Raw genomic sequence first — 22306 nt, 5'->3', positions numbered from 1 at the left:
ATCTAAAAAATCTTATTCATTTATGGACAACGAAAAAAAATCCCACGGTGAAGGACGCCGCGATTTCGTCAAGCAAACTACTTTGCTGGCGGGTGGTCTGCTGGCAATGCCTATCCTATCAAAAGCAAATTATTTCTCAGGTTCTACCGGTGTTATCAAAATAGCCCTGATTGGCTGTGGCGGACGCGGTACCGGTGCTGCTACCCAGGCGCTCAGCACAAAAGAAAATGTGCAGCTGGTGGCCATGGCAGATGCTTTCCCCGACAGGTTGAGCAACAGCTACAACGACATTAAAGAAGCACTGGGCGATAAAGCTAACCGGGTAAACGTACCGGAAAGCAATAAATTCCTGGGCTTCGACGCATATAAACAAGCCATTGCACTGGCCGACGTAGTGATCCTGGCCACCCCTCCGGGTTTCCGGCCTATTCATTTCGAAGAGGCAGTAAGACAAGGCAAACACGTATTTATGGAGAAGCCGGTAGCAACAGATCCTGCCGGTATTAAAAAGGTGCTGGAAGCCGCAGCGGTTGCCAAAACCAAGAAACTCAACGTAGTAGTAGGTTTGCAACGCCGCTACCAGAACTCTTACCGCGAACTGTACAAACGCTTCCAGGATGGTATGATCGGCGATATGCTGTCTGCACAGGTATGGTGGAACCAGGGCGCGCTGTGGGTAAAACCACGCAAACCGGAATATACCGAAATGGAATACCAGATGCGTAACTGGTATTATTTCAACTGGCTCTGCGGCGATCATATCGTAGAACAACATATTCACAATATCGATGTGGGTAACTGGTTTATGGGACAAACACCCGTTACCGCCAGTGGTATGGGTGGCCGCGCTGTTCGTACGGGTAAGGAATACGGTGAAATTTTTGACCACCACTTTGTAGAGTACCGTTATGCCAACGGGGTAGTGATGAACAGTCAGTGCCGCCATTGGAAAGACGCTCCCAGCAAGGTAGATGAAGAAATCGTGGGAACAAAGGGCCGTATCTATTGCGATAAGGCACAGATAGTAGACCACAAAGGGAAAGTGCTGTACCAGTTTGATAAGAAACAGGAAAACAATCCTTATCAGACAGAACACGACGAACTCTTTGCCGCAATCGCCAAAGGAGAATACAAATTTGCAGATGCAGAAAGAGGCGCACACACCACGCTTTCTGCTATCATAGGCCGACTCGCCACTTACTCCGGTCAGGTGATCGACTGGAATGTAGCGCTTAACTCCGGCCTGGATCTGCATCCGAAAACATATTCATTTGATGCAATTCCACCGGTAACACCGGATGCATCTGGTAATTATGCTTATGCGAAACCAGGTATCACCAAATACTTTACCTGATAAAAAGTAGCAAAACACAAAGTAGCAGGGATTTGCGGAACGATCAGTAAAACGATCTGACCACAAATCCCTGTTTCGTTCCGCACAATTCGTAATTTCCAGCTATGAAAAAATTACTGGTAGTAATGATCTCCCTGGTCATAGCAGAGCATGTGTCCGCACAGGTGCCAGCCATAAAGAAGTGGGCGGAAACGGAACTGCTGTATAAAACGCCGATGGAACAGGCACATGTAGGGATTTGTATCTATGAACCGGCCACCGGAAAATACTGGTATCAGTACCAGGACAACAAGTATTTCACGCCGGCGTCCAATATGAAGATATTTTCCCTGTATGCCGGACTGAAACTGCTGGGAGATTCCTTGCCGGCAGCACGTTACTACGAAAATGACACCGCCTTGTTTGTAAAGGGAATGGGCGATCCGTCCTTTCTTCATCCCGACTATACCTATCAGCCTCTCCTGCAATTGCTGCAACAAACCACTAAAAAGATATACCTGGTACCTGGTGTGAATACCAACCTGCGGTACCGCTCAGGCTGGGCCTGGAATGATTACGCAGACGATTATCAACCGGAACTGAACGAATGGCCCATGTATGGTAACGTCGTGCGTATCCGCCATCAGCGTGATAGCAACAGCATTGTACCTGCCATTTATGATCTTGATATTTCGGAAGATGATACCCTCAGCGAAGCTATCACGTCGAGGGATGAACGAAACAATTTCTTCTACCTGAAATATAACCCCAGAGACAGAAGCCTGCTGAAAGCAGAAGTGCCTTTTCTCACCGGCTCTGTGCAGGAACTGCGGCAACGCCTGGAAGATACACTGCATAAGCGTATAGGCCTGGCCGTTGTACCACCCAAAGTGAAGTATACCATATTGGGAAGTCTCCCGGTAGATTCCCTGTTTATACCGATGATGGAGCGCAGCGATAATTTTTTCGCAGAACAAACCCTGATGATGGCTGCTTCCCGGCTCTGGGATACGCTTAGCAGCGATCATACTATTAATTACCTGTTGGCCAACGACCTGAAAAGTTTACCGCATCCGCCGCAATGGGAGGATGGCTCTGGTCTTTCGCGCTACGATCTGTTTACACCCCGCGATTTTGTACGGGTGCTGACACTTATGCAGGAGCAGTTTCCGAAAGAAAGACTTTACCGTTTATTTCCTGCCGGCGGAAAAGGAACGCTGAAAAATTATTATCAGCAGTTATCCGTGCATGCAAAAACCGGAACCCTGAATGGCGTGGTGGCCCTGAGTGGTTACCTGGAAACAAAGAAAAAGAAGACGTTGATCTTTAGTGTGATGGTCAATAATCATCATGAATCGCCGTCCAGTGTGAGAAGGGCAGTAGAGCGTTTGCTGACGATGGTGTCGAAGGAGTATTAAGGTTGCAGGGTATACGATACAATACGGGTGGTGTCCTGTAGCTGGTCTGCTTCTATCAGTCCTACGCCTTTTCCATAGTAGCTGGTGGAGATAGTGCCTACAGACACGGGATTACCGAGTACAATGGCGTAAGCGTCCATTTTTATGGCAATCACGGATGCATAATCTTTTCCATTCACCGCTTTGGTAATATCTTTTTCCATAACCGTAAATTCCAGGATGCCGGAAGTACTGGCGCCTCCGTTGCTTACGGTGATGGTATCCTGCCACATGGTGCCTACCGGCACATTATCTTTCAGGTAAGTTAATTTCAGATCATCTGCGCTATATCCCTGGAAAGTAAGGATGCTGGCCACTTGCGTGTAGATTCCATCTTTACAGTTAGAGCAGGTGAACACGCTGTCGTTTCCCACTTTTTTATATAGAATACCATTGATGGTGGTGTCTTCTGAAACGGTAAGGGTATAGGCAACGGTGTCTTTGGAACGGTTTACATTGATGTAGGAAAAGGAGGAGCCGTTGGTGTAGGGGGCATAATCGCAATGGCTGGTCGGAGGCAAATTACCTTCTCCCTCAGTACTCATTTCCTTACTGCAGGAAAAAAGTGCTGTAACCATGAAAAGGATAGCTATGAGAAAGTAGTGTTTTTTCATAAAACTATATGGTTGCTATTGCTATAACGTTGAATAGTATAAAATTATGCAAAAAAAAGGCCATTAGCGTCCGGCTAATGACATTTTAATGTATATAAAAGAAAAATGCCGCGAGATCGTCGCGGCATTTATACTTTCTATGATTGTGAATATTATACTCCCAGTGACCAGCCGTCGCGGTAAGTCCGTTTTACGAACTGGTTGGCTTCGTCGAAGTTGGTAATCTTCATGTTGTTACCATCCCAGAGCAGCTTGATATAGCGGCCTGGGTAGTCGAATCCTTTACCGTTGGCTTTTGCCTTGCGGATATCGAAGCTACGGATGGCCAGGTTAGCCATCAGGATCGTTTCTGTGAGTGGGCCTGCAATATCAAACGGAGAGCTGAGTGCTTTCTGCTGTTTGCTGCCGTAGCCGGCAATAGCGGCATTTACCCATTGAACGTAGTGGCCTTCCGGTACACGTGCAATAGTTTGTGGTACATTGGCTTCGTTGGTGCGGGAAGTAGGCAGTAACTTAGGATACATACCATAAGTACCACACATCATTTTACCTTTATCGCCGATGAAGAGCGCACCGTTACCACCGTCGCCCATGGTTTCGTTTGGTCCCAGTTCTTCCGGACGTTCTGGCTGAATACCACCGTCCATCCAGTGGAGGGTAACTTCTTTACCATTTTTACCAGGGAATTTCATGATAACATGGGAAGAAGGAGGGCAGCTTTCAGGGAAGTAGCCACGGGTAAATTCTCCTACATATACGCTACCAACGCTGCATTCTACGGAAGTAGGATAGCCCAGGCCAAGTACACGGAAAGGAGGTTCAATGATATGACAGCCCATGTCGCCGATAGCGCCGGTACCGTAATCCCACCAGCCGCGCCAGTTGAATGGTACCAGGTTATCCACATAGTCTTTTTTAGGAGCGGTACCTAACCACAGATCCCAGTTCAGTTCTTTGGGAACATCCTGGCGGGTGGTTGGCCAGGGAACGCCCTGTGGCCATACCGGACGATCTGTCCAGCAGTAAATGGTGTGTACATCACCCACAAGACCGGCATTGTACCATTCCATCAGCTGGCGAACGCCGTCGCCGGAGGAACCCTGGTTACCCATCTGGCTTACAATTTTGTGCTTGTTGGCACCCTGTGTAAGCATACGGGCTTCGTAGATGTCGTGTGTTAATGGTTTCTGAACATATACATCTTTCTTCAGCTGCATAGCACCCATCGCAGCTACGGCATGCGTATGATCCGGAGTAGATACGGAAACGGCGTCGAAGTTTTTGTGTTCCTTGTCAAACATTTCGCGGAAGTCGGTGTAGAACTTCGCTTTAGGGAATTTCTTAACGGCTTCGGCTGCACGACGTTGGTCTACATCACAGAGGAAAGTAATATCAGCCGGACCTTTGGCAAACTCAGATATATCGCTGAAGCCTTTACCGCCAACACCGATACCTGCTACGCGCAGGCGATCGCTGGGGGCAACATAGCCTCTGCCTAATACATGACGTGGAACTATCATGAAACCGGCGGCGGCAAGCGCACCGTTTCTCAGGAATGATCTGCGGGATACATTGTTTTCTCCCTCATTCTTTTTTTCTGGAATCATTGATGTGAAGTTTTCTGGATTTAAATTATGAAATAGCAAGTTCTGGTCTTGTTAATCCCAGGTCATCAGTTTGCCCCTGTCTTCCATTTTCAGGCTGATGGCCAGTGTCCGCTCGTCGTAGGCATAACCGTACTGTTTCAGTACATCGTCAGGAACACCGTCCCATTCGTTGGGAGTGTTGCCGATGTAATTGAGGTCTTTGATGCCGGGCTTACTGGTGAAGAAGCCGGTGGCGGTCAGGTTGCGCATCCGGTTAAAGAACGCAACGCCCTGGCTGTTTTCCGGCAACGCTTTTTCCGGGTAAGCAATGAGGTCCACTACTTCGATGCGTTGTTGCTCACTGCTTTCTGCGAACGATTTATTAAATCGTTTGGCGCATTGTACATCGAGCCAGCGTAATCCTCCCCGCATCGGCAGTTGGTGTTCCGGTATGTCTTTTACGATGAATTCTATAAACTCCGGCACCTTAGCTTCGGAAGCGCTGCCGGAATGTTCGTCTGCCGGAATGATGATATCCGCCAGGATGGTGATGGTCTTCATTTCTGCCGGTGTGAAAAACTTTTCATCCGCCAGTGCTTTATCGCGGGCTGCTTCTTCCGGTGTACGGCCATATCCCGCTGTGGTAACATTGGGATGCTCGGATGCACCGGTGGCGCCTTTTTTATCTTCACAACCAGTGGCTGCCAGGATGGTGCCAACGGACAAGGTGCCCAGCGCCAGTGCTTTCAGTGATTCTCTTCTATCCATGAAAAAAACTTAAAAGATTAGAGATTCTGTTTTTTCAATTGATCCACAATATATTCAGATGCCCGCATAGACAGGGCCAGGATGGTCCAGGTAGGATTTTTATCTGCCTGCGACACAAATGCGCCACCATCTACCACGAAGAGATTTTTTACTTCATGCGCCTGGTTAAATTTATTCAGTACTGATTTATTTGGATCGTCGCCCATGCGGGTAGTACCTACTTCATGAATAATACGGCCCGGATTTTCCAGTCCGTATTTGGTGTCGGCGCCAGGTTTAGTGCCATTGGCCACACCGCCCATTTCATGAATGATCTGTTCAAAGGTATCCTGCATGTGCTTGGCCTGCTTTATTTCATGGTCGCTCCAGGTGTAGTTGAAACGTAACACCGGAATACCATATTTATCTACCACATTCGGATCTATTTCACAGTAGTTATCTTCGCGGGCAATACATTCACCCCTGCCGGCAAAGCCGATGTGGGCGCCATAGAAGCGGCGGTAGTCATCTTTCAGCAAGGCGCCGTAGCCACCTGCCGGTTTGGTTTTACCATCACGACCAGGATATTTTCCGTTCATATTTTCCATGCCGAATCCGTAGCCATAGGTAGGCATATGCATACCACCACCAAATTCAATATGGTAGCCACGGGCAAAATCCAGCTTCTTATTATCTTCCCACCAGGGCACATACATGTGCATGCCGCCCACGCCATCTTCATTGTACCGCTTGCGGTCCATCAGGTGAGGGAGGAAACCGCTCCTGGAAGAACCGGTGGAGTCATGAAGATATTTACCGACTACGCCGCTGGAGTTAGCCAGCCCGTTGGGATGTTTGGCAGATTTTGAGTTCAGCAGCAGGCGGGCCGATTCACAGGCGCTGGCTGCCAGCACTACTACTTTTGCATTAACAGAATATTCCTGCAGATCATTTCTGTCTACATAGGCTACACCAGTCGCTTTACCGCTGCCGTCTGTCAGCACTTCCCGCACCATGGCATTAGTGTACAGGTCAACGTGTCCGCTTTTCATAGCCGGATTCACCAGTACAGAAGAAGAGGAGAAGTCGCCATATACTTTACAGCTGCGGCTACATTGGCTGCAATAGAAGCACGGACTGCGATCTTTATTCACAGAGCGGGTTAATATAGACAGACGTGCCGGGATAACGGGAATGCCTAAACGGTCGCCTGCCTTTTTTACCATCAGCTCATGTAATCTCGGTTTTGGCGGAGGCAGGAAAAAGCCATCCGGCTCGTTGGGCATGTTTTCTTTGGAACCAAAAACGCCGATCATCTTATCTACCCGGTCGTAAAAAGGTGCTACATCGTCGTACGTGATCGGCCAATCGTCGCCCAGACCGTCATAGCTTTTGTGCTTGAAGTCGCGGGGTCCGAAGCGCAGTGAAATGCGGCCCCAGTGGTTTGTTCGGCCCCCTAACATACGGGAGCGGAACCAGTCGAATTCAGTACCGTTTTTTCTTGTGTAAGGTTCACCATCAATTTCCCATCCGCCGTAGGCAGCATCAAAGTCGCCGAATGGACGGGTAGTACTGGCGCCTCTTCTGGGCGATTCATAAGACCATTTCAATTGAGTCGATTGCTCCGGATCTGCAGGATCATATTTCGGACCTGCTTCCAGGAGCGCTACTTTGAGTCCGGCATCTGACAGGATCTTTGCGGCCATGCCTCCTCCGGCACCTGAACCAACAATACAAACGTCATAAACCTTCCCCTGTTTTTTGATTTCGAAAGCCATTTGCGTGGATATTTTAGACTTTTTAGAAGAACACCGGTTTTAAATCTATAAATTAAATGCGGAAAAAGAGAGGTTTTTTTTATGAGTGATCATACAGCATATATTATTGGTGTAGATATCGGTACCAGCAGTACAAAATCGATTGTGCGGGGGATGAACGGCAAAATTCTGGGGGTATTTCAGCAGGCATATCTTACGGATCATCCGGAACCCGGATACAGTGAGCAGGATCCGGAAGTGATCCTGAATGCTGTAATTGCCGGCATACGCGCAGTGGTGGCGGAAGTAGGGGGTGCTCCTGCGGCGATTTCCTTTAGTAGCGCCATGCACAGCATCATGGCTATTGATGGATCGGGAGCAGCACTAACCCCGCTGATCATCTGGGCCGACAACCGGAGTGAGCCACAGGCCCTGGCATTGCGGGATACCGCGGAAGGCCGGTTGATCTACCGCCAAACCGGAACGCCTGTTCATGCCATGTCGCCGCTCTGTAAGATCTGCTGGCTGCGGGAGCAGCAACCTGCCTTGTTCGCGCGGGCAGTGATGTTCCCTGGCATCAAGGAGTATATCTTCCATCATTTTTTCGGGAGATGGGTAACAGATCATTCCATAGCTTCCGCTACAGGCCTGTTCGACATTCACACACTCCGCTGGAATGACACTGCGCTCGGGGTAGCGGGGATCACGGCGGCACAATTGCCCGTGCCGGTTCCCGCGAATTACCAGGTAAGTGGCTTGTCGCCCGTGCTGGCCGCCACCATGGGCATTCCTGCAGATACGCCTTTTATAATAGGCGGCAGCGACGGTTGTCTTGCACAACTGGGAAGTGGCGCCATGGATGCTGGTCATGCTACACTCACCATTGGCACCAGCGGAGCCGTAAGGATGGCCGGAAAACAGCCACTCACCGACGCCCGTGGCCGCCTGTTCACCTACTTATTAACAGACGATATATATATTACCGGAGGCGCCTCCAACAATGGCGGCGTGGTATTGCAATGGCTGGTACGGGACTTTTTGAAACAACCTTTGAGCGCGCTCAATGACCTTGTGAGCGAGGCGCTGCACACCGATCCGGGGAAGCTGCTTTGCTTGCCGTATCTCCTCGGGGAAAGGGCACCGGTTTGGAACAGCCACGCTACGGCTGCTTTTATCGGTATTCAGCCCCAGCATACGCCGGCACATTTTACCCGGGCGGTACTGGAGGGAATTTGTTTTGCGTTGCTGAGTATTAAGGAAGCGCTGGAAGAAACGACCGGACCCGTCCTTAAAGTTTCAGTGAGTGGCGGTTTCACGAACGCTCCGGGCTGGATTCAGCTGATGGCGGACATATTTGGGCAGGAAATGCACCTGCAGCAGGAAAGCGACGCTTCTGCACTGGGCGCCATACAACTGGCAGCCGGTGTGCTCGGGTGGCAGGATGTGGCACCTGAAGAGGCGCAAACTGTATTTACACCGGATGCTGGTAAACTGGCGGCGTACCGGAAGAAGTACAAAGTATTTTTGAAGCTGTATGAACAGATCGAGGAAAGTTTGGCGGGAGAGTAGCGTGCCTCTGGGACCAGATTCACCTGAAACATACACAGGCAAACGATCTTAAAACTGAAAGGAGATAGAAGCGGTTTTACCGTTTTCTATCTCCCTTTATCATATCAATGGTAAGAAAAATCTGTTAATTCCCTCTTTCAAACATCCTTGCGAGGTCGGTGAGTTTGAAAGAGATGAAGGTGAACTTGCCGCCGGGCGCCACATTAGGCATGCTGCAGGCAAAGAGTTCATCGATGATATTCTGCATTTCGCGGGCAGCCAGGATTTTACCGGCCGGGATGGCGTTGTTACGTGCCATAGAGCGGATCAGTTGCTCGCGGGTATTTACTTTCAGTTCGTGGCTGAAGTTTTTGAATTGTTCCAGCAGGTTCTGGATGGTGGCCTGGTTGTTACCGTTCTGGATATCGGCGGGAGTACCGCGTACAATGAAGGTATTATTACCGAATGGTTCCAGGTCGTAGCCCAGTGTTTGCAGGTCGCCGAGCATTTCGCTGATCAGGGCTGCATCTGCGGGTGGCAGTTGCAGAGTTTGCGGAAAGAGGCTTTGCTGGGTAGCCATGGGTGTTTCCTGGAGGGCGCGTTGGTAGCGCTCGTAGAGGATTCTTTCATGTGCGGCCTGCTGATCTATCAGGATAAAACCGGATTTTATCTGTGACAGGATGTATTGCTGGTGTACCTGTACGGGCACTTTCTGATCGGTGGCGGTGTCCTGCCAGCGTTCGTCGATGACGGAAGCAGTAGCGTGTGGCTGACTTTCGTAAGTCACAGCTGGTCTTGTTTCCGGCTCCGGTGCGATGGTATAGGTGCTTTCGCTGTAGTTGTCGTTGCTATTGGTTTCGTACAGATCTTTCCAGTGTTTCAGGTTACTGCTGTTGCTGCTTTTGTCGATCATGTGGGCCTGGTTGGCCTGGGTAAACGACTTATACAGCGGGCTCTGGGTAGATTCGTTCTGCTGTTGGGCGGTAAAGGGTTTGCTCACGGCATCGAGTGCCTGGATACTTGGGTCCAGGTCGAAGTCCAGGGTAGCGGTAATGCTGAACTGGGCCAGTGAGTGCTTTACAGCAGATTGTACGAAGGCGTACATGAGTTTTTCATCATCGAACTTGATTTCCTGTTTGGTAGGATGTACGTTGATGTCTACATGTTCGGGGTTTACGTCAATGAAGAGCACATACAGGGGGAATCCATCTGCCGGGATGATATCGGCGAAGGCGTTCATGACTGCATGGTTCAGGTAAGAGCTTTTGATAAAGCGGTTATTGACGAAGAAGAACTGGTCGCCCCTTGTTTTCTTGGCGGTTTCAGGCTTTCCTACAAATCCGTACACATTCATGTAGTCGGTAGTTTCCTTTACGCTGACCAGTCTTGCGTTATAATGTTGTCCCAGGATAGCTACGATGCGCTGTTTAAGCGATCCTTTATCCAGGTGGAAAAGTTGTTGGTTATTGTTGACCAGGGAAAATTGCAGTTGCGGGAAGGACATGGCCACACGGATGAACTCGTCAACAATGTGTCTCATTTCCGCTGCGTTGCTTTTGAGGAAATTTCTGCGGGCGGGCACATTGAAGAACAGGTTTTTCATGGCAATGCTGGTACCTTCAGCGGTTTGGCAGGGTTCCTGTTTATTGACGAAGCTGTTGTCTATTTCCACATAGGTACCAACTTCAGCGCCTTTTTTACGGGTTTTGAGTTCTACCTGGGAAACGGCCGCAATGGAAGCGAGGGCTTCCCCTCTGAATCCCATAGTGGTAATCTGGAACAGATCTTCGATGGATTGTATTTTGGAGGTAGCATGGCGTTCAAAGCACATCCGGGCATCTGTTTCGCTCATACCGCCGCCGTTATCAATTACCTGCACTAACTCTTTGCCTGCATCTTTTATGATCAGCTGAATCTCCGTAGCACCTGCATCCACTGCATTTTCAAGTAATTCTTTTACCGCTGATGCCGGTCTTTGTATCACTTCCCCTGCAGCTATCTGGTTCGCTATATTGTCTGGTAATAAATTGATGATATCCGCCACTTACTAGCCTTTTGCTGTAAAGTTAACAATTTATATGCAGTTGCTCATCGGTGATTATCAGACAGTTTTAAACAAAAAACTAACTGTTTTGTTAATTACCCGCTTGATTTGCAGGAAATAACAATCCATTATGCTTGTTCATACGTAATTTAAGTAGAGATAAAAAATGATCCGGCCAACAAAAAACTTGACGCATGATAGTGTTAATGAGAAGTTAACGAATGAAAACATTACATATCTACCTATGGAATCTGATAATTTTGAATATCTCTATCAGGGTGTTACCAACTGTTACTTACCCATAAAACGGCGAAAAAAAGAAATCAATGGAAGATGGAAAAAAGAAGGGGGACATTTACTCCCATACTGATACCAGCAAAGTAAATCTGACGGATGAACAATGGAAGGAAGTGCTGCCAGCGGAGGTGTATAACATTGCCAGGGAAAAGGGAACAGAATGGGCTTTTACGGGAAAATACTGGAACAGCAAGGAGAACGGTAGTTATTACTGTGCTGCCTGCGGGAATCCTTTATTTATTTCGGATGCCAAATTTGACAGCAGCTGCGGGTGGCCAAGTTTTTTTCAGCCACTTACCAAAACCAGTGTCATCTATGCCCCGGACAACAGTCATGGGATGCATCGTACAGAAGTATTGTGTGGCCGTTGCAAGTCACATCTTGGACATGTATTCGACGATGGCCCGCCGCCTACCGGCCTTCGTTACTGTATCAACTCCGTGATCCTCGACTTTGAAAAAGCGCAGGAAGCGGATGAGCACTATCAGCAGGACAACAAAACAAACGACCAGGAGCCAGCGTAGCCAACATTCTTCTGCCTGATTGCCAGCGTGATGTGTCGGTTGAACAATAAAAAGACGTATTTTTATTATCATCAACCCCCGACAGTCATGAAAGTACTTAAAACACTCGCCTGGATTATAGGAATCATCCTGTTTATTGCCATAGTGCTGATCTTTGTGGCGCCCACAACCATACATGTGGCGCGTTCGGTGGAAATAAATGCTCCCTCGGCGATTGTATGGAATGATATTGTCAGATTCGAAAAATTTAATGAGTGGAATACCTGGAAACTGATGGATTCGACCGCCAGGTTTACTGTGTCCGGTGATGATGGTACCATTGGTGCCGTAGATTCCTGGAAAGGAAGCAAAATCGGGGAAGGCAAGCTGCAGCATCTTTCCATGGATCCTTATAAATCCGTTACCCAGAAACTTACCTTTATTACTCCTTTTGCTTCGGAGTCGGATGTATTCTTCCAGTTATCGGAAGCTGCCGGCAAAACCAAAGTGACCTGGGGATTTGATACCCATTACGACCGCCCGCAGAACGTGATGACCCTTTTTATGAAAGGCGCGCTGGAAAAGGATTTCGACCGGGGACTAAACAACCTGAAGAGCATGGCCGAAGCTGAAGTAAAAGGTCCGGGTGCACCAAATGGAATTGATGTAACGGTAAAGGAAATGAATTTCCCGGCCACTACGTATGCGGCCGTACGAAAAACAGTCCAGATAAGCAGGATTACCGACTATTACCGCAAAAACCTGGAAACGATCTACAACGCAGCACAGGCTGCCAATCTACAGCCGGGTGTACCTTGTGGTATCTTCTTCACCTGGGACCGGAAACTGCAGCAAACAGACATGGCAGCAGCGATCCCGGTACCGGAAGGCAGTAAACCAGCGCCAGGATATGAAATTATTACCCTGCCAGCAGCACAGGCAGCCTATGCGGATTATGTAGGACCCTACAGCAAAATAGCCAATGCACATGTGGCTATCCAGAATTTTATAACCGATAAAGGGAAGAAAATTGTTCGACCCACTATAGAAATGTATGTGACTGATCCGGGCAAAGAAAAGGACAGTAGCAAATGGCTGACGAAAGTCATTTACTTTATGAAGTAATCATCCGGAAGTAAAGAAGCAAAAGCGATTGGCACGGCATTACAAGGGGGAAATACTATTTTCCCAGTGTGCTGGCATACTTGGTTGGCTCAAATTCTATAATCTCATAAAGCGCCAGCTGGTACTTTTCCAGCGGATCTTCACTCATAATCTCTTCTACCTCCTTGCGGCTGGAAGCATTGCACAGAATGACAGACCCGGATTTGGGCTTTCGCCGACCCGATAAGATAAACCGACCACTGTCGTAGTACTTTTGCAGGAAAGCGGTGTGCGCCTCCATGTAGTGCTCTACAGCCGCGACGGGCCGTATGTATTGTAGCATGATCAGGAACATAATGGTTTTTCTATGGTATTTAGTAATAGTTTCATAGTAGTAGCAAAGGTATAAACTTAATCAGTATTGAAATATTGTATTGCAACTGCGAAAAATCAGACATATGCGCTACAAAAATATACGTACTTTTGCACGAATGAAATACCACGATAGTGGGAATGTATGTTAGATCTCGTGTTGCTCCGAATCATCTCTTAATTTTTTAATGCTTTTATGAAAAAATCAATTTCCAAAGTTTTGTTAGCCGCTGTGACTACAGCGGTAATGCTGTCGTCCTGCTCCAAAACTCCCGATGAGAGCCGGTATATTCCGAAAACAGCCGGAATAGTAATAGAACTGAATGCCAAACAACTTACCAATAAACTGGTTACCAATGGTATTACCATGGATAAACTGTTTGAAGCCACTCAGAGTAAAGATACCGCCAACGAAGTGATGAAAGTCTGGAAAGATGCCGAAAACTCCGGTATCGACATGCAAAGCCATTTCTTTGCCTCCGTAGTATTCCAGGGACAGCCAGCTGAACACAAATCTTATGTGAGCCTCACTGCCAGTCTGAAAGATGCGGATAAATTTGAAGCTTATCTGAAAAAGAACATCGCTAACTTCTCCCTGAAAACACAAAGTGATTTCAAATATATCTGGGAAGAAAAACAACATGCCGTTATCGGTTGGAACAAATCTGCCGTTATTTATATCAGTGCAGTAGATCCAAGTAACCTGGAAAGATATGCACCAGGCGGTTCATCTACTCCTGATTATCCAACAGATGAACCTATCACCGACAGCGCTGTAGCTGAACCTGCTGCCATTGCCGTACCTGCTGCCAATGTACTCATCGACACCGATGCTGAAATCAAAGGCTGGGTAGCGGAAGTAGATCACCTGTTTCACCTGAAAAAAGAAGAATCTGCCGGTTCTATCGATGCTTTTGCAAAATTACTGAAGGAAAGCGCGGATGCTGGCGTTTTCGTGAACCCGGAAGCTATCTACAATAGCGGTCAACTGACCATGATCCCTGCCAATGTGAAAAAACTGATGGAAGGATCTTTCTATACTGGTACTATTAACTTCGAAAACGGTAAAATCCTGTTCAATGCCAATACCTTCCTGGGTAAAGAACTGGCCGCGATCTACAAAAAATATGGCAAGAAAGAAATTGACCTGGACATGTTGAAGAAGTATCCTTCTGAAAACGTAACCGGTTTCATTTCCTATGCCTTCGACTTCCGCATGATCGGCGATATCGTGAAAGCTACCGGCATGGACGGTATGGTAAATATCATGATGGGCAAATCCGGCTTATCTATGGATGACGTACTGAATGCTTTCGAAGGTCAGCTGACTTATGTAGCATCCGATTTCGCTATCACCAAAAAAGAATCTCCTTATTACCCCGGCGAATTCACAGAGAAACCAGACGCTAAATGGATATTCAGCCTGAAAGTAGGTAACAAAGACGCATTCAATAAACTGATGACTTCTCCAATGCTGAAAGAGGTATTCACCCGCGAAGGAGATCATTATGCTGTAGTAAACCCAATGGCAGCAGCTACTATGCCTGCCATGTCTATCACAGAGAAATTTGTGACCCTGGGCTCCGATAGCGTATTGCTGCAGCAATACCTGGCCGGCAATGGTCATATCAAATTACCTGATGGTATCGAAAGCAAAATCAAAGGCACCATGATGGGTGGTTATGTAGATCTGGAGAAAGTAACCAGCGTAATCCCTGAAGATAAAGTAGATGGCGACGAAAAGGTAGTGGTGAAAAAAGCCAAAGACCTGCTGAAAGATGTCACATTCACCAGCAAAGCGGATGGCAGCGATGTTCAGCACGCAGAAGCCGTTCTGACCTTTAAAAATAAAGATCAGAACAGCCTGGTACAACTGATTAACCTCGGTACTGAAACTGTGAAAATAATGCAGGCTAAGAAAGCCAAGGACAGAGCATATGAAGACAGCGTATTTGCCGGATCAGCACCGGTTGATTCTGTTGTTGCTCCAAACTAAGCAATAATATTACCAGGAAAGGGCGCAGGAGCATCTCCATTGCGCCCTTTTCTTTTGCGTAAAATATATCAATTATATTCGCTTTCGTTAACAGTATATGCCATTATGCAGATTCAGCTCAATCACCTGATGCCCATTCCCTTGCAGGACAAACTCCGGCAAAGGACGTCGGATATCTGGAACCAGGACGTGACCTTTCAGCCCGGCAATTTCGTGAAGATTAAAGCGCCATCCGGTACCGGCAAAACAACGCTGATCCACTACCTGTATCATATCCGTTACGACTATACGGGAAAAGTGCAGGTAAACGGACAACCGTGGCAGGCCTACAATAAAAATGAAATTGCCATAATGCGGCAGCAGCAGATCAGCATCATATTCCAGGACTTGCGCCTGTTTGAACAGCTTAGCGCCCGGGAAAACATTACCCTGAAACGGGTAATGGAGCCAAAGCCTTATTATCCTCCTGAAAAGATCGATGAAATGGCTGCCAGGCTCAATGTATCACATGTGCTGGAGCAAAGTGGCAAAACCCTTTCCTATGGCGAGCGGCAGCGGATCGCTATTATCCGCGCCCTGGTGCAACCCTTCCAGTGGCTCCTGATGGATGAACCCTTCAGTCACCTCGATGAAGAAAACACACAGCGCGCCGCCGCACTCATTGCTGACGAATGCAGGGCCCGCAACGCCGGGTTCATTTTAACTGACCTGGATAATGACCAGCACTTTCCTTATGATGTGCATTATCATCTTTAATGTTGTTTCATGCGTCCTTTTTTCGAACTACTGAAGAAAATTATACAAACCGGCGTGGGGAAAACCCGCTTCCTGATGGCGGCCGTTGGCCTTGGTATCGCTATGCTGCTGATCCTCATTGCCATCCAGGCACATTCCAATTTCAGCCAGCTGCTGTACAGCCACAAAAATCAGAATGAAACCGCCGATTTCCTGGTACTCAATAAAACCATCACCAACGCCATGATGGGGCAGTCGGGCAAAAGCATGTTCTCCCCTGAAGAAATTGAAACCATAAAAAAACAGCCCTTCGTACAGGCTTTCGGGTTAGTTACCTCCAGTCAGTATAAAGTGGTGATCCAGGCCCCGGGAGAATTACATTTCGCTACAGATATGTTTTTTGAAGCAGTGCCCGACAGTTTCCTGGATGTGAAAGCGGAAGACTGGAAATGGAGCAACGGTGATAGGACCATTCCGATTATCCTGCCCAACGACTTTCTTAATCTTTATAACTTCGGGTTCTCGCTGAGCCAGGATCTGCCGCAGATTTCACAGGAAACAGTAAAGGCGCTGCCCTTACAGGTGAATATTTCCAATAACCAGGTATCTGAGCAATACATGGGGCACATTGTTGGTTTTTCGGACCGCATCTCCTCTTTCCTGGTACCAGCTTCTTTTATGGCCTGGGCTAATGAAAAGTATGGGATCACTGCTGCACCAGGCACCTCGCGGGTGATCATTAAAACCCCCGATCCTTCGAACCCCGACCTGGTGAAGTTCCTGGCCGATAACGGTTATACCACCAACCAGGACAAGCTGAAATTCAGCAAAACCAGGATGATTGTACAAACCATTGTATCAGTGGTTGGCTTTTTCGGATTGATCTTATTATTCTTCGCCCTGCTGGTATTCAGCATGTTTATCCAGCTGGTAATTGCTTCCTGCAAGCGGGAAATCCAGTTGCTTGTGATATTGGGTACCGCGCCCCGGCAGCTGCAACGTTACCTGCTGCGACAGTTTGTGCCGTTATATATTATTATAGGTGTATTGTCACTGATACTGGTAACGGGTTTGCAATACTGGGCTGCCACGGCGCTGGCGCAGCATCAGATGGAGGTGAGCACCTTACCCGGCGTACCTGTATTAGCAGGTATTGCGCTGGTACTGGGACTGGTGTATATCGTTAACGTGCTGACCGTCAGGAAGTACGTCAATAATATTTAGTGCTGTGGTGAACGATAAGGTACTATAAAAGTAGTTTTACCTCTTTCAGAAGTGAGCAGATACGGAATCCAGATGGCCATCCGTAAAAGTGGCCACAGTATTGAATTTACACTGATCAACCCCTGGGCGTTTTCCGTCTTGAAGAAATACTGATTCAGCGCATTATCTGCATAAATAAAAAGAGTGGTGATAAAGTAAAAAGTGGCCAGCGAGACAGGGAAGGTATCCCGTCTGTTAAAGAACAGCACCGCCAGCAAAACGCTGTATGCCAGCATGAACACACTGATGATCATTTCCATGATCAGGAAAAGCTGTACCACTGTGATGTTGCCGATATCCTGCCTGTTGGTGATACCAATCCAGTAGCTGTAGTTGAATACAGACATTTTACAGATGCCGGTTACTTCTCCCAGCGGTGTAAATACTAAACCGATGGCCAGCAGGGCCAATCCACCGCCGATAGGCAACGGGTCCGGAGTGTCGCCGGCTGGTGCTACAGAGTGTTTGTAATATACGGTGGCCAGTTGTGCAAAGGCGGCAGCAGATAATAGCGCGAGCGCTACTGCCAGCCAGTTTACCTTTCCTTCCGGACGCCTGGATCCGGCCAGATCCGGCTGCCAGGTGAGATCCATGGACGTGGTTTCATTCATCTGTTTCAGTTCTTTCACATATTGCGGTATATATTTTACCGGGATATGATCGCTGAAAGTTTTGAAATGATAAGATAAGGTGACCGTTTTCCCGTCTTTCTCCGCCGCATAATCAAAGGTGTAATAATCGTTTTTGATGTTCACGGGCGTTTGATCCAACGTCCATTCGGTGGGTGTGTGCAATACAATCTGGTAGTCGAGATCATATGGATAACGCAATGTTACCGGTATTTTCCGCTGATCGTCTGTAATATTGGACAAAATATCATAAAAGCACTGCGCGTTGGTGCTGAACAGGAGCTTGTTGGTGCTGCTGTCTCTTTTCCAGATATGATGTACCAGGTAGCTCTCATTAACGCGGACAATATTGGCGGTGGCACTGTCTTGTGTACTGATGCCCTCTTCAATGGTCACATCTCCATATAACTTCTTATAAAAGTTCAGGTAGGATTTTTCTTTATCCTTCATACTGGTGCCCGCCAGTTCTGCGCGTTGGGCGTCTGCTTCATCGCGGTGATAGGCAGTGATGACATCCAGTTTCCCGTCTTTGGTTTCCTCTGCCGGCAGGGTGAATATTTCGCGGACGTTTATTTTGCCTCTGGTTACCGGTTTGATGGCGGTGAGTTGGGTAGTGGTATCGGTTATTACGAGTGCCTGCTGGTAGTTTGGTTCGCAGAAACCGGCCAGCTGGCCACGCTGATAAGACATGGTGCCATCGAGCCAATAGGTTTTACCATCCAGCAGCACCTGCACAATGGCATGATTAAAGGCGTTGGGAGAAGGCAATACATCACTGACGCCGCCTTTTATATCTGTATTCACATAGGCCATGTTGGCGGTAATATCGTTCGCGCGCAGCATGGAGCAGAGCAACAGGGCTTTATCTTTACAATCGCCGAAGCGCTGGGCCAGCACTTTGTCCGGGTGATTGGGCCGGTGGGAATATTCGCCCATTTCGATGCCCATATAACGGATATCGTCCTGTACGAATCTTAGGGCATGCAGCAGGTACGCGGCTTTGTCGCCATTGGCCGCTTTTTTTAGTGCTGCTATTTTGCCTGCGAGTGCGGCACCGGGAGCGGGCATCTGGTTGATCTTCATACCCCAGGCTGCTACTTCTTTCCAGGAGGCATATTCGCTTACCTGAACGCGGGTGAAGGGATTGTACCAGGAAGGAACATAGCTGCTGTTGTCGGTTTCCCGGACATCTACTTTATTCCATTCGTATATAGTGAAGCCGTTCCAGTTTTTTTGCACCGGGGAGGAGGCATTATTGTATAGCTTAAACCGGATATGTCTTTCCGGGCTTATGATCAGGTTTTTGTAATAGTTGACAATGGGTTCATAGGCAACGAAGTAGATGCGGCTGTCCAGCTTTCCGTTGAAAATGGGGTTGTCGCCATTGATGGAATAGGCGTATTCGATCTGGTCTCCTTTTCTCACATCTTCGAGGATGAGGAAAGCGGTGTAGGTGCCGCTGTAGATGAACCTGGAGAGGTCCTGTTCTTTTTGCAGGAGTTTGAAAGCGGCGCCGGGAAGAAGATTTATTTCTTTTCCGTCGCGGTGGATCACGATTTTATGAAAGGTAAGCTTTTCGTATTGTGGGTCGTAGTCTACCGAAATTTCTGAGCCATTTTGGATACCTGCTTCTGAGATAATTTTGCGGATGAAATGCTGGTAATTGCTTTTCAGTTCTGCGTGTCGCTGTTCTTCCAGTAGTAGCAGATAATAGCCATCGCTGATATTTTTGGCATTGGGAGTTTTGGTCAGGTCGGGTGTGTAAGGTGCCAGCCAGGCCGGGGTGGGACTGGTATTGACTTTTTGCGCTGTTGTCGTGATGGCAGTCAGGATCAATAGCAGGGATAGAACGAACTTTTGGGTGTGCATAATTAGCTTGATAGATACACCTTTTCGGGTTGTCAGGAACTACAGGTAACGATAGGGATATTAAAAAAGTGTTGTTGAATTTACGGTTGTTTTCCGATAGTCAGCATATAAACGGCAAAAGAGGCGAGCCAGTGTTCACCGGCATAGCTTCCGCTGAATACCTGTTTGAGGCCGGCTTCCATATGTTCGTGGGCCAGTTTGCGGATGGCTTGCTGGTTTTTACCGCCATGCTCGGCGATGGCTTCCAGGCACCAGGTGCGACTGAGATTTAGTCCGTCGAGGTGAACGAGTTTACCATCGGTACGGTCTTTCACCTGTGCTACCTGGAGGATCTGGATTTTGTTTTCGAAGAGGCCAGGTAAAAAGGCGTATAACCATTTACGGTAGTCGGCTTCGGGCAATATCCTGCGCATCAGATCTGCTTCTTCCAGGCTGGGGGAGAGGAAGTCGTAGCCTCCTGGTTCCCATTGTACCGGTGCATTTTTATCGGCGGCATAGAAGCGGATAGCGGCATCATGAATGGCTTTCTGCAGAGGTGCATCTTTGGTGGTGATGGCATAATCCCATGCCAGGCAAAGGCCGAAGGCCAGGTTGGTATGTTCTCCCACGCGGATGGGATACATGATTTTATCGAGGAACTGGATGTAGGCGGCGGAAAACTGGGAGGCCAGTGGCTGCAGATTTTTGCTCATGGATTGACCCAGCGGGTCGTTCCAGGTGAGCAGTTCATTCTGGAGCTGGAGCAGCCAGCTCCATCCATAGATGCGTTCAAAGCTTTTATTTTCTGCGCTGTTGAAGAGTTGTTGTTCTGCTTTTATGTTTTCGGCAGATAGGTGAGCGGCCAGTTTGCTTTTAATATCCGAAGCTTTGGCCAGGTCCGGGTAGGACTTGAGGAGTCTTACCAACATCCAGTGTCCGTGTACGCTGCTGTGCCAGTCGAAACATCCGTAGAACGCGGGATGATAATTCTTAGGGGCGGTGAGCAGGGAGCTATCCGTAAAAACGATTCCTGTTTTGTAGGGAAATTCCAGTTCCAGGCATTTCAGCGGCAGTTCGGCCAGTTTATTGGCGATATCGCGGGTGAGGCGGGTGGCTGCCGGCTGGTTTGGCTGCGGAGAAGGTACCTGTGCGTTCATGGTGAAAGCAGAAAAGAGGATGACGGATAACTGGCCTAAAAACTTCACGACGGAAAATACTTTTATCTGTTAAATAACAATTTTACATAGAACATGGGGTGGCCCAGTTTTTTGCGGAGGTCTACTTCATGGAACATGCAGGACATCAGGTCTTTCAGTTGTTTATTGCGGGAGCCCATTTTCATCAGCATATTAAACAGCCATGGATATTTGATAAGTTTCTGCAGTTTGGTGCTTACCTGTAATTCCGGTCCGAGGATGCGGTATACGTTTTCGTCGTAGGTATTAAAGAAAGCGTCTGAGTAGTTTTTTGCCTCAATAGCTGCAGCGGCTTGCTGGGCGGCTATTCTGCCGGAGTAGAGCGCATTGCCGATACCTTCTCCTGTAAAAGGATCAATGAGGAAGCCGGCATCTCCCACCAGCATATAGCGTTCTCCGTGGAGTTTACGTTTTTTGCTGCCCAGGGGTAAACCATAACCATCGATGGTACCGGTGAGTTCCGCATTTTTAAAGCGTTCCTTCATCACCGGGTCGGTGGCGAGCGTGTCCAGCATGAGCTGTTTAAGATTTACTTTATTGTTACGGGCAGAGTTGCTGAGCATGCCTACGCCTACATTGGCTTCGCCGTTTGGAAGCGGGAAGATCCACAGGTAGCCGGGGAGCATGTTTTTCAGGAAGTGCAATTCAATGAAGTTGTCTTTATGCAGGTCGGTGATACCTTTATAATAGGCCCTGATACCGGCTACGTAATGTTCCGGTTCCATTCTGATGCCGGCCACATCGCGGGTAAATCCGGAGTGGGCGCCATTGGCTACAATCACGATATCGGCTTTTACCTGGAAGTTGCCATCTTTACTGGAGAGATGGTAGCCATCGGGCGCCAGTTCATATTTATCGATGCTTACGCCTTCGTACAGATGAATTTCAGGACGGCGTTTCATTTCGTCTACCAGGAAATTATCGAAGTCGATACGTTTGCAGACAAATCCACGGGGATTGCTCATATCTTCCTGGTAGCCCATCCGGTAGGGGATGTCCATTCCGATCCGGTTGGGGGCTACGAAGGTAACGCCCCAGCTGTCGGCCTTAAACATGGCTTGCTGTAAGCGTTCTCCGATGCCTTTGTCGATCCGTTCGAGGAGTGTGAGCACTTTCCCGCTTAGCCCATCTCCACAGACTTTATCCCTCGGAAATACGGCTTTATCTACTACGATACATTCAATGCCAAGCTGGGCGAGCTGCAGTGCTGCAGTAGCTCCTCCGGGCCCGGCCCCTATGATACAAACTTTAGTTTCCATTACGCTTATTGCTATTAC

The 22306-nt window shown here is 48.1% G+C and carries 17 protein-coding genes; 8 read left to right on the top strand and 9 right to left on the bottom strand.

What is annotated here, in order from left to right; genetic code table 11:
• Positions 1 to 22 precede the first annotated feature (22 nt).
• Positions 23 to 1354: a Gfo/Idh/MocA family protein gene (locus tag BMW79_RS02945; protein WP_089890332.1), complete on the top strand. Its 1332-nt coding sequence runs from the start codon at positions 23 to 25 to the stop codon at positions 1352 to 1354.
• Between the two features lie 104 nt (positions 1355 to 1458).
• Positions 1459 to 2751, top strand: coding sequence for a D-alanyl-D-alanine carboxypeptidase/D-alanyl-D-alanine-endopeptidase (locus BMW79_RS02940; RefSeq protein ID WP_089890329.1), 1293 nt, complete (start codon positions 1459 to 1461; stop codon positions 2749 to 2751).
• Here the strand turns inward: BMW79_RS02940 and BMW79_RS02935 are convergent.
• From BMW79_RS02935 to BMW79_RS02920, 4 genes are all read right to left on the bottom strand, one after another.
• Complete coding sequence (locus BMW79_RS02935) at positions 2748 to 3404, bottom strand: hypothetical protein (RefSeq protein WP_089890326.1); 657 nt, start codon at positions 3402 to 3404, stop codon at positions 2748 to 2750. The two genes, BMW79_RS02940 and BMW79_RS02935, sit on opposite strands and share 4 nt — an antisense overlap.
• A 152-nt stretch (positions 3405 to 3556) precedes the next feature.
• The gene (locus tag BMW79_RS02930) at positions 3557 to 5011 is read right to left on the bottom strand and encodes a Gfo/Idh/MocA family protein (protein WP_089890323.1); all 1455 of its coding nucleotides are present in this window, start codon (positions 5009 to 5011) and stop codon (positions 3557 to 3559) included.
• Positions 5012 to 5062: 51 nt separating this feature from the next.
• Entirely contained in the window at positions 5063 to 5758 is a 696-nt protein-coding gene (locus tag BMW79_RS02925; protein ID WP_089890320.1) for a gluconate 2-dehydrogenase subunit 3 family protein, read from the bottom strand.
• Between the two features lie 17 nt (positions 5759 to 5775).
• Positions 5776 to 7515 carry a GMC family oxidoreductase gene (locus tag BMW79_RS02920; RefSeq protein ID WP_089890317.1) on the bottom strand — a complete coding sequence of 580 codons (1740 nt, stop codon included), beginning with the start codon at positions 7513 to 7515 and terminating at the stop codon, positions 5776 to 5778.
• A gap of 81 nt (positions 7516 to 7596) precedes the next feature.
• On the opposite strand from BMW79_RS02920, the gene BMW79_RS02915 reads away from it, so the two are divergent.
• Complete coding sequence (locus tag BMW79_RS02915) at positions 7597 to 9063, top strand: gluconokinase (protein WP_089890314.1); 1467 nt, start codon at positions 7597 to 7599, stop codon at positions 9061 to 9063.
• 124 nt (positions 9064 to 9187) lie between these two features.
• On the opposite strand, the gene mutL is transcribed toward BMW79_RS02915, so the two are convergent.
• Positions 9188 to 11086 carry a DNA mismatch repair endonuclease MutL gene (gene mutL / locus BMW79_RS02910; RefSeq protein WP_089890311.1) on the bottom strand — a complete coding sequence of 633 codons (1899 nt, stop codon included), beginning with the start codon at positions 11084 to 11086 and terminating at the stop codon, positions 9188 to 9190.
• A gap of 326 nt (positions 11087 to 11412) precedes the next feature.
• Here mutL and msrB point away from each other — a divergent pair, with 326 nt between their 5' ends.
• Together msrB and BMW79_RS02900 are read left to right on the top strand one after the other, a co-directional pair.
• Positions 11413 to 11907 (top strand): peptide-methionine (R)-S-oxide reductase MsrB, encoded by a 495-nt coding sequence (gene msrB / locus BMW79_RS02905; protein ID WP_089890308.1) that lies wholly within the window; start codon positions 11413 to 11415, stop codon positions 11905 to 11907.
• An 87-nt stretch (positions 11908 to 11994) separates the two neighbouring features.
• Entirely contained in the window at positions 11995 to 13011 is a 1017-nt protein-coding gene (locus tag BMW79_RS02900) for an SRPBCC family protein (RefSeq protein WP_177192019.1), read from the top strand.
• A 55-nt stretch (positions 13012 to 13066) separates the two neighbouring features.
• Here the strand turns inward: BMW79_RS02900 and BMW79_RS02895 are convergent, their stop codons facing one another.
• Positions 13067 to 13333 carry a YciI family protein gene (locus BMW79_RS02895; RefSeq protein ID WP_245752360.1) on the bottom strand — a complete coding sequence of 89 codons (267 nt, stop codon included), beginning with the start codon at positions 13331 to 13333 and terminating at the stop codon, positions 13067 to 13069.
• A gap of 225 nt (positions 13334 to 13558) precedes the next feature.
• On the opposite strand from BMW79_RS02895, the gene BMW79_RS02890 reads away from it, so the two are divergent.
• The 3 genes from BMW79_RS02890 (at position 13559) to BMW79_RS02880 (ending at position 17317) form a co-directional block, all read left to right on the top strand.
• Positions 13559 to 15358 carry a DUF4836 family protein gene (locus BMW79_RS02890; protein WP_089890301.1) on the top strand — a complete coding sequence of 600 codons (1800 nt, stop codon included), beginning with the start codon at positions 13559 to 13561 and terminating at the stop codon, positions 15356 to 15358.
• 105 nt (positions 15359 to 15463) lie between these two features.
• Positions 15464 to 16114 carry an ATP-binding cassette domain-containing protein gene (locus BMW79_RS02885; RefSeq protein ID WP_089890299.1) on the top strand — a complete coding sequence of 217 codons (651 nt, stop codon included), beginning with the start codon at positions 15464 to 15466 and terminating at the stop codon, positions 16112 to 16114.
• A gap of 9 nt (positions 16115 to 16123) precedes the next feature.
• Complete coding sequence (locus tag BMW79_RS02880) at positions 16124 to 17317, top strand: FtsX-like permease family protein (protein ID WP_089890296.1); 1194 nt, start codon at positions 16124 to 16126, stop codon at positions 17315 to 17317.
• On the opposite strand, the gene BMW79_RS02875 is transcribed toward BMW79_RS02880, so the two are convergent.
• From BMW79_RS02875 to BMW79_RS02865, 3 genes are all read right to left on the bottom strand, one after another.
• Positions 17314 to 19854, bottom strand: a complete 2541-nt coding sequence (locus BMW79_RS02875; protein WP_089890294.1) for a DUF3857 domain-containing protein — start codon at positions 19852 to 19854, stop codon at positions 17314 to 17316. The genes BMW79_RS02880 and BMW79_RS02875 overlap by 4 nt on opposite strands.
• Before the next feature lie 80 nt (positions 19855 to 19934).
• A complete protein-coding gene (locus tag BMW79_RS02870; RefSeq protein ID WP_245752359.1) occupies positions 19935 to 21038 on the bottom strand; it encodes a DUF2891 domain-containing protein in 1104 nt (367 codons plus the stop codon).
• Between the two features lie 14 nt (positions 21039 to 21052).
• Complete coding sequence (locus BMW79_RS02865; protein WP_245752358.1) at positions 21053 to 22288, bottom strand: NAD(P)/FAD-dependent oxidoreductase; 1236 nt, start codon at positions 22286 to 22288, stop codon at positions 21053 to 21055.
• Between the last annotated feature and the right edge of the window lie 18 nt (positions 22289 to 22306).

The organism is Chitinophaga arvensicola (assembly GCF_900110835.1).
GTDB classification, from domain to species: domain Bacteria; phylum Bacteroidota; class Bacteroidia; order Chitinophagales; family Chitinophagaceae; genus Chitinophaga; species Chitinophaga arvensicola.
This window is presented reverse-complemented; position numbering and strand designations above follow the sequence as displayed.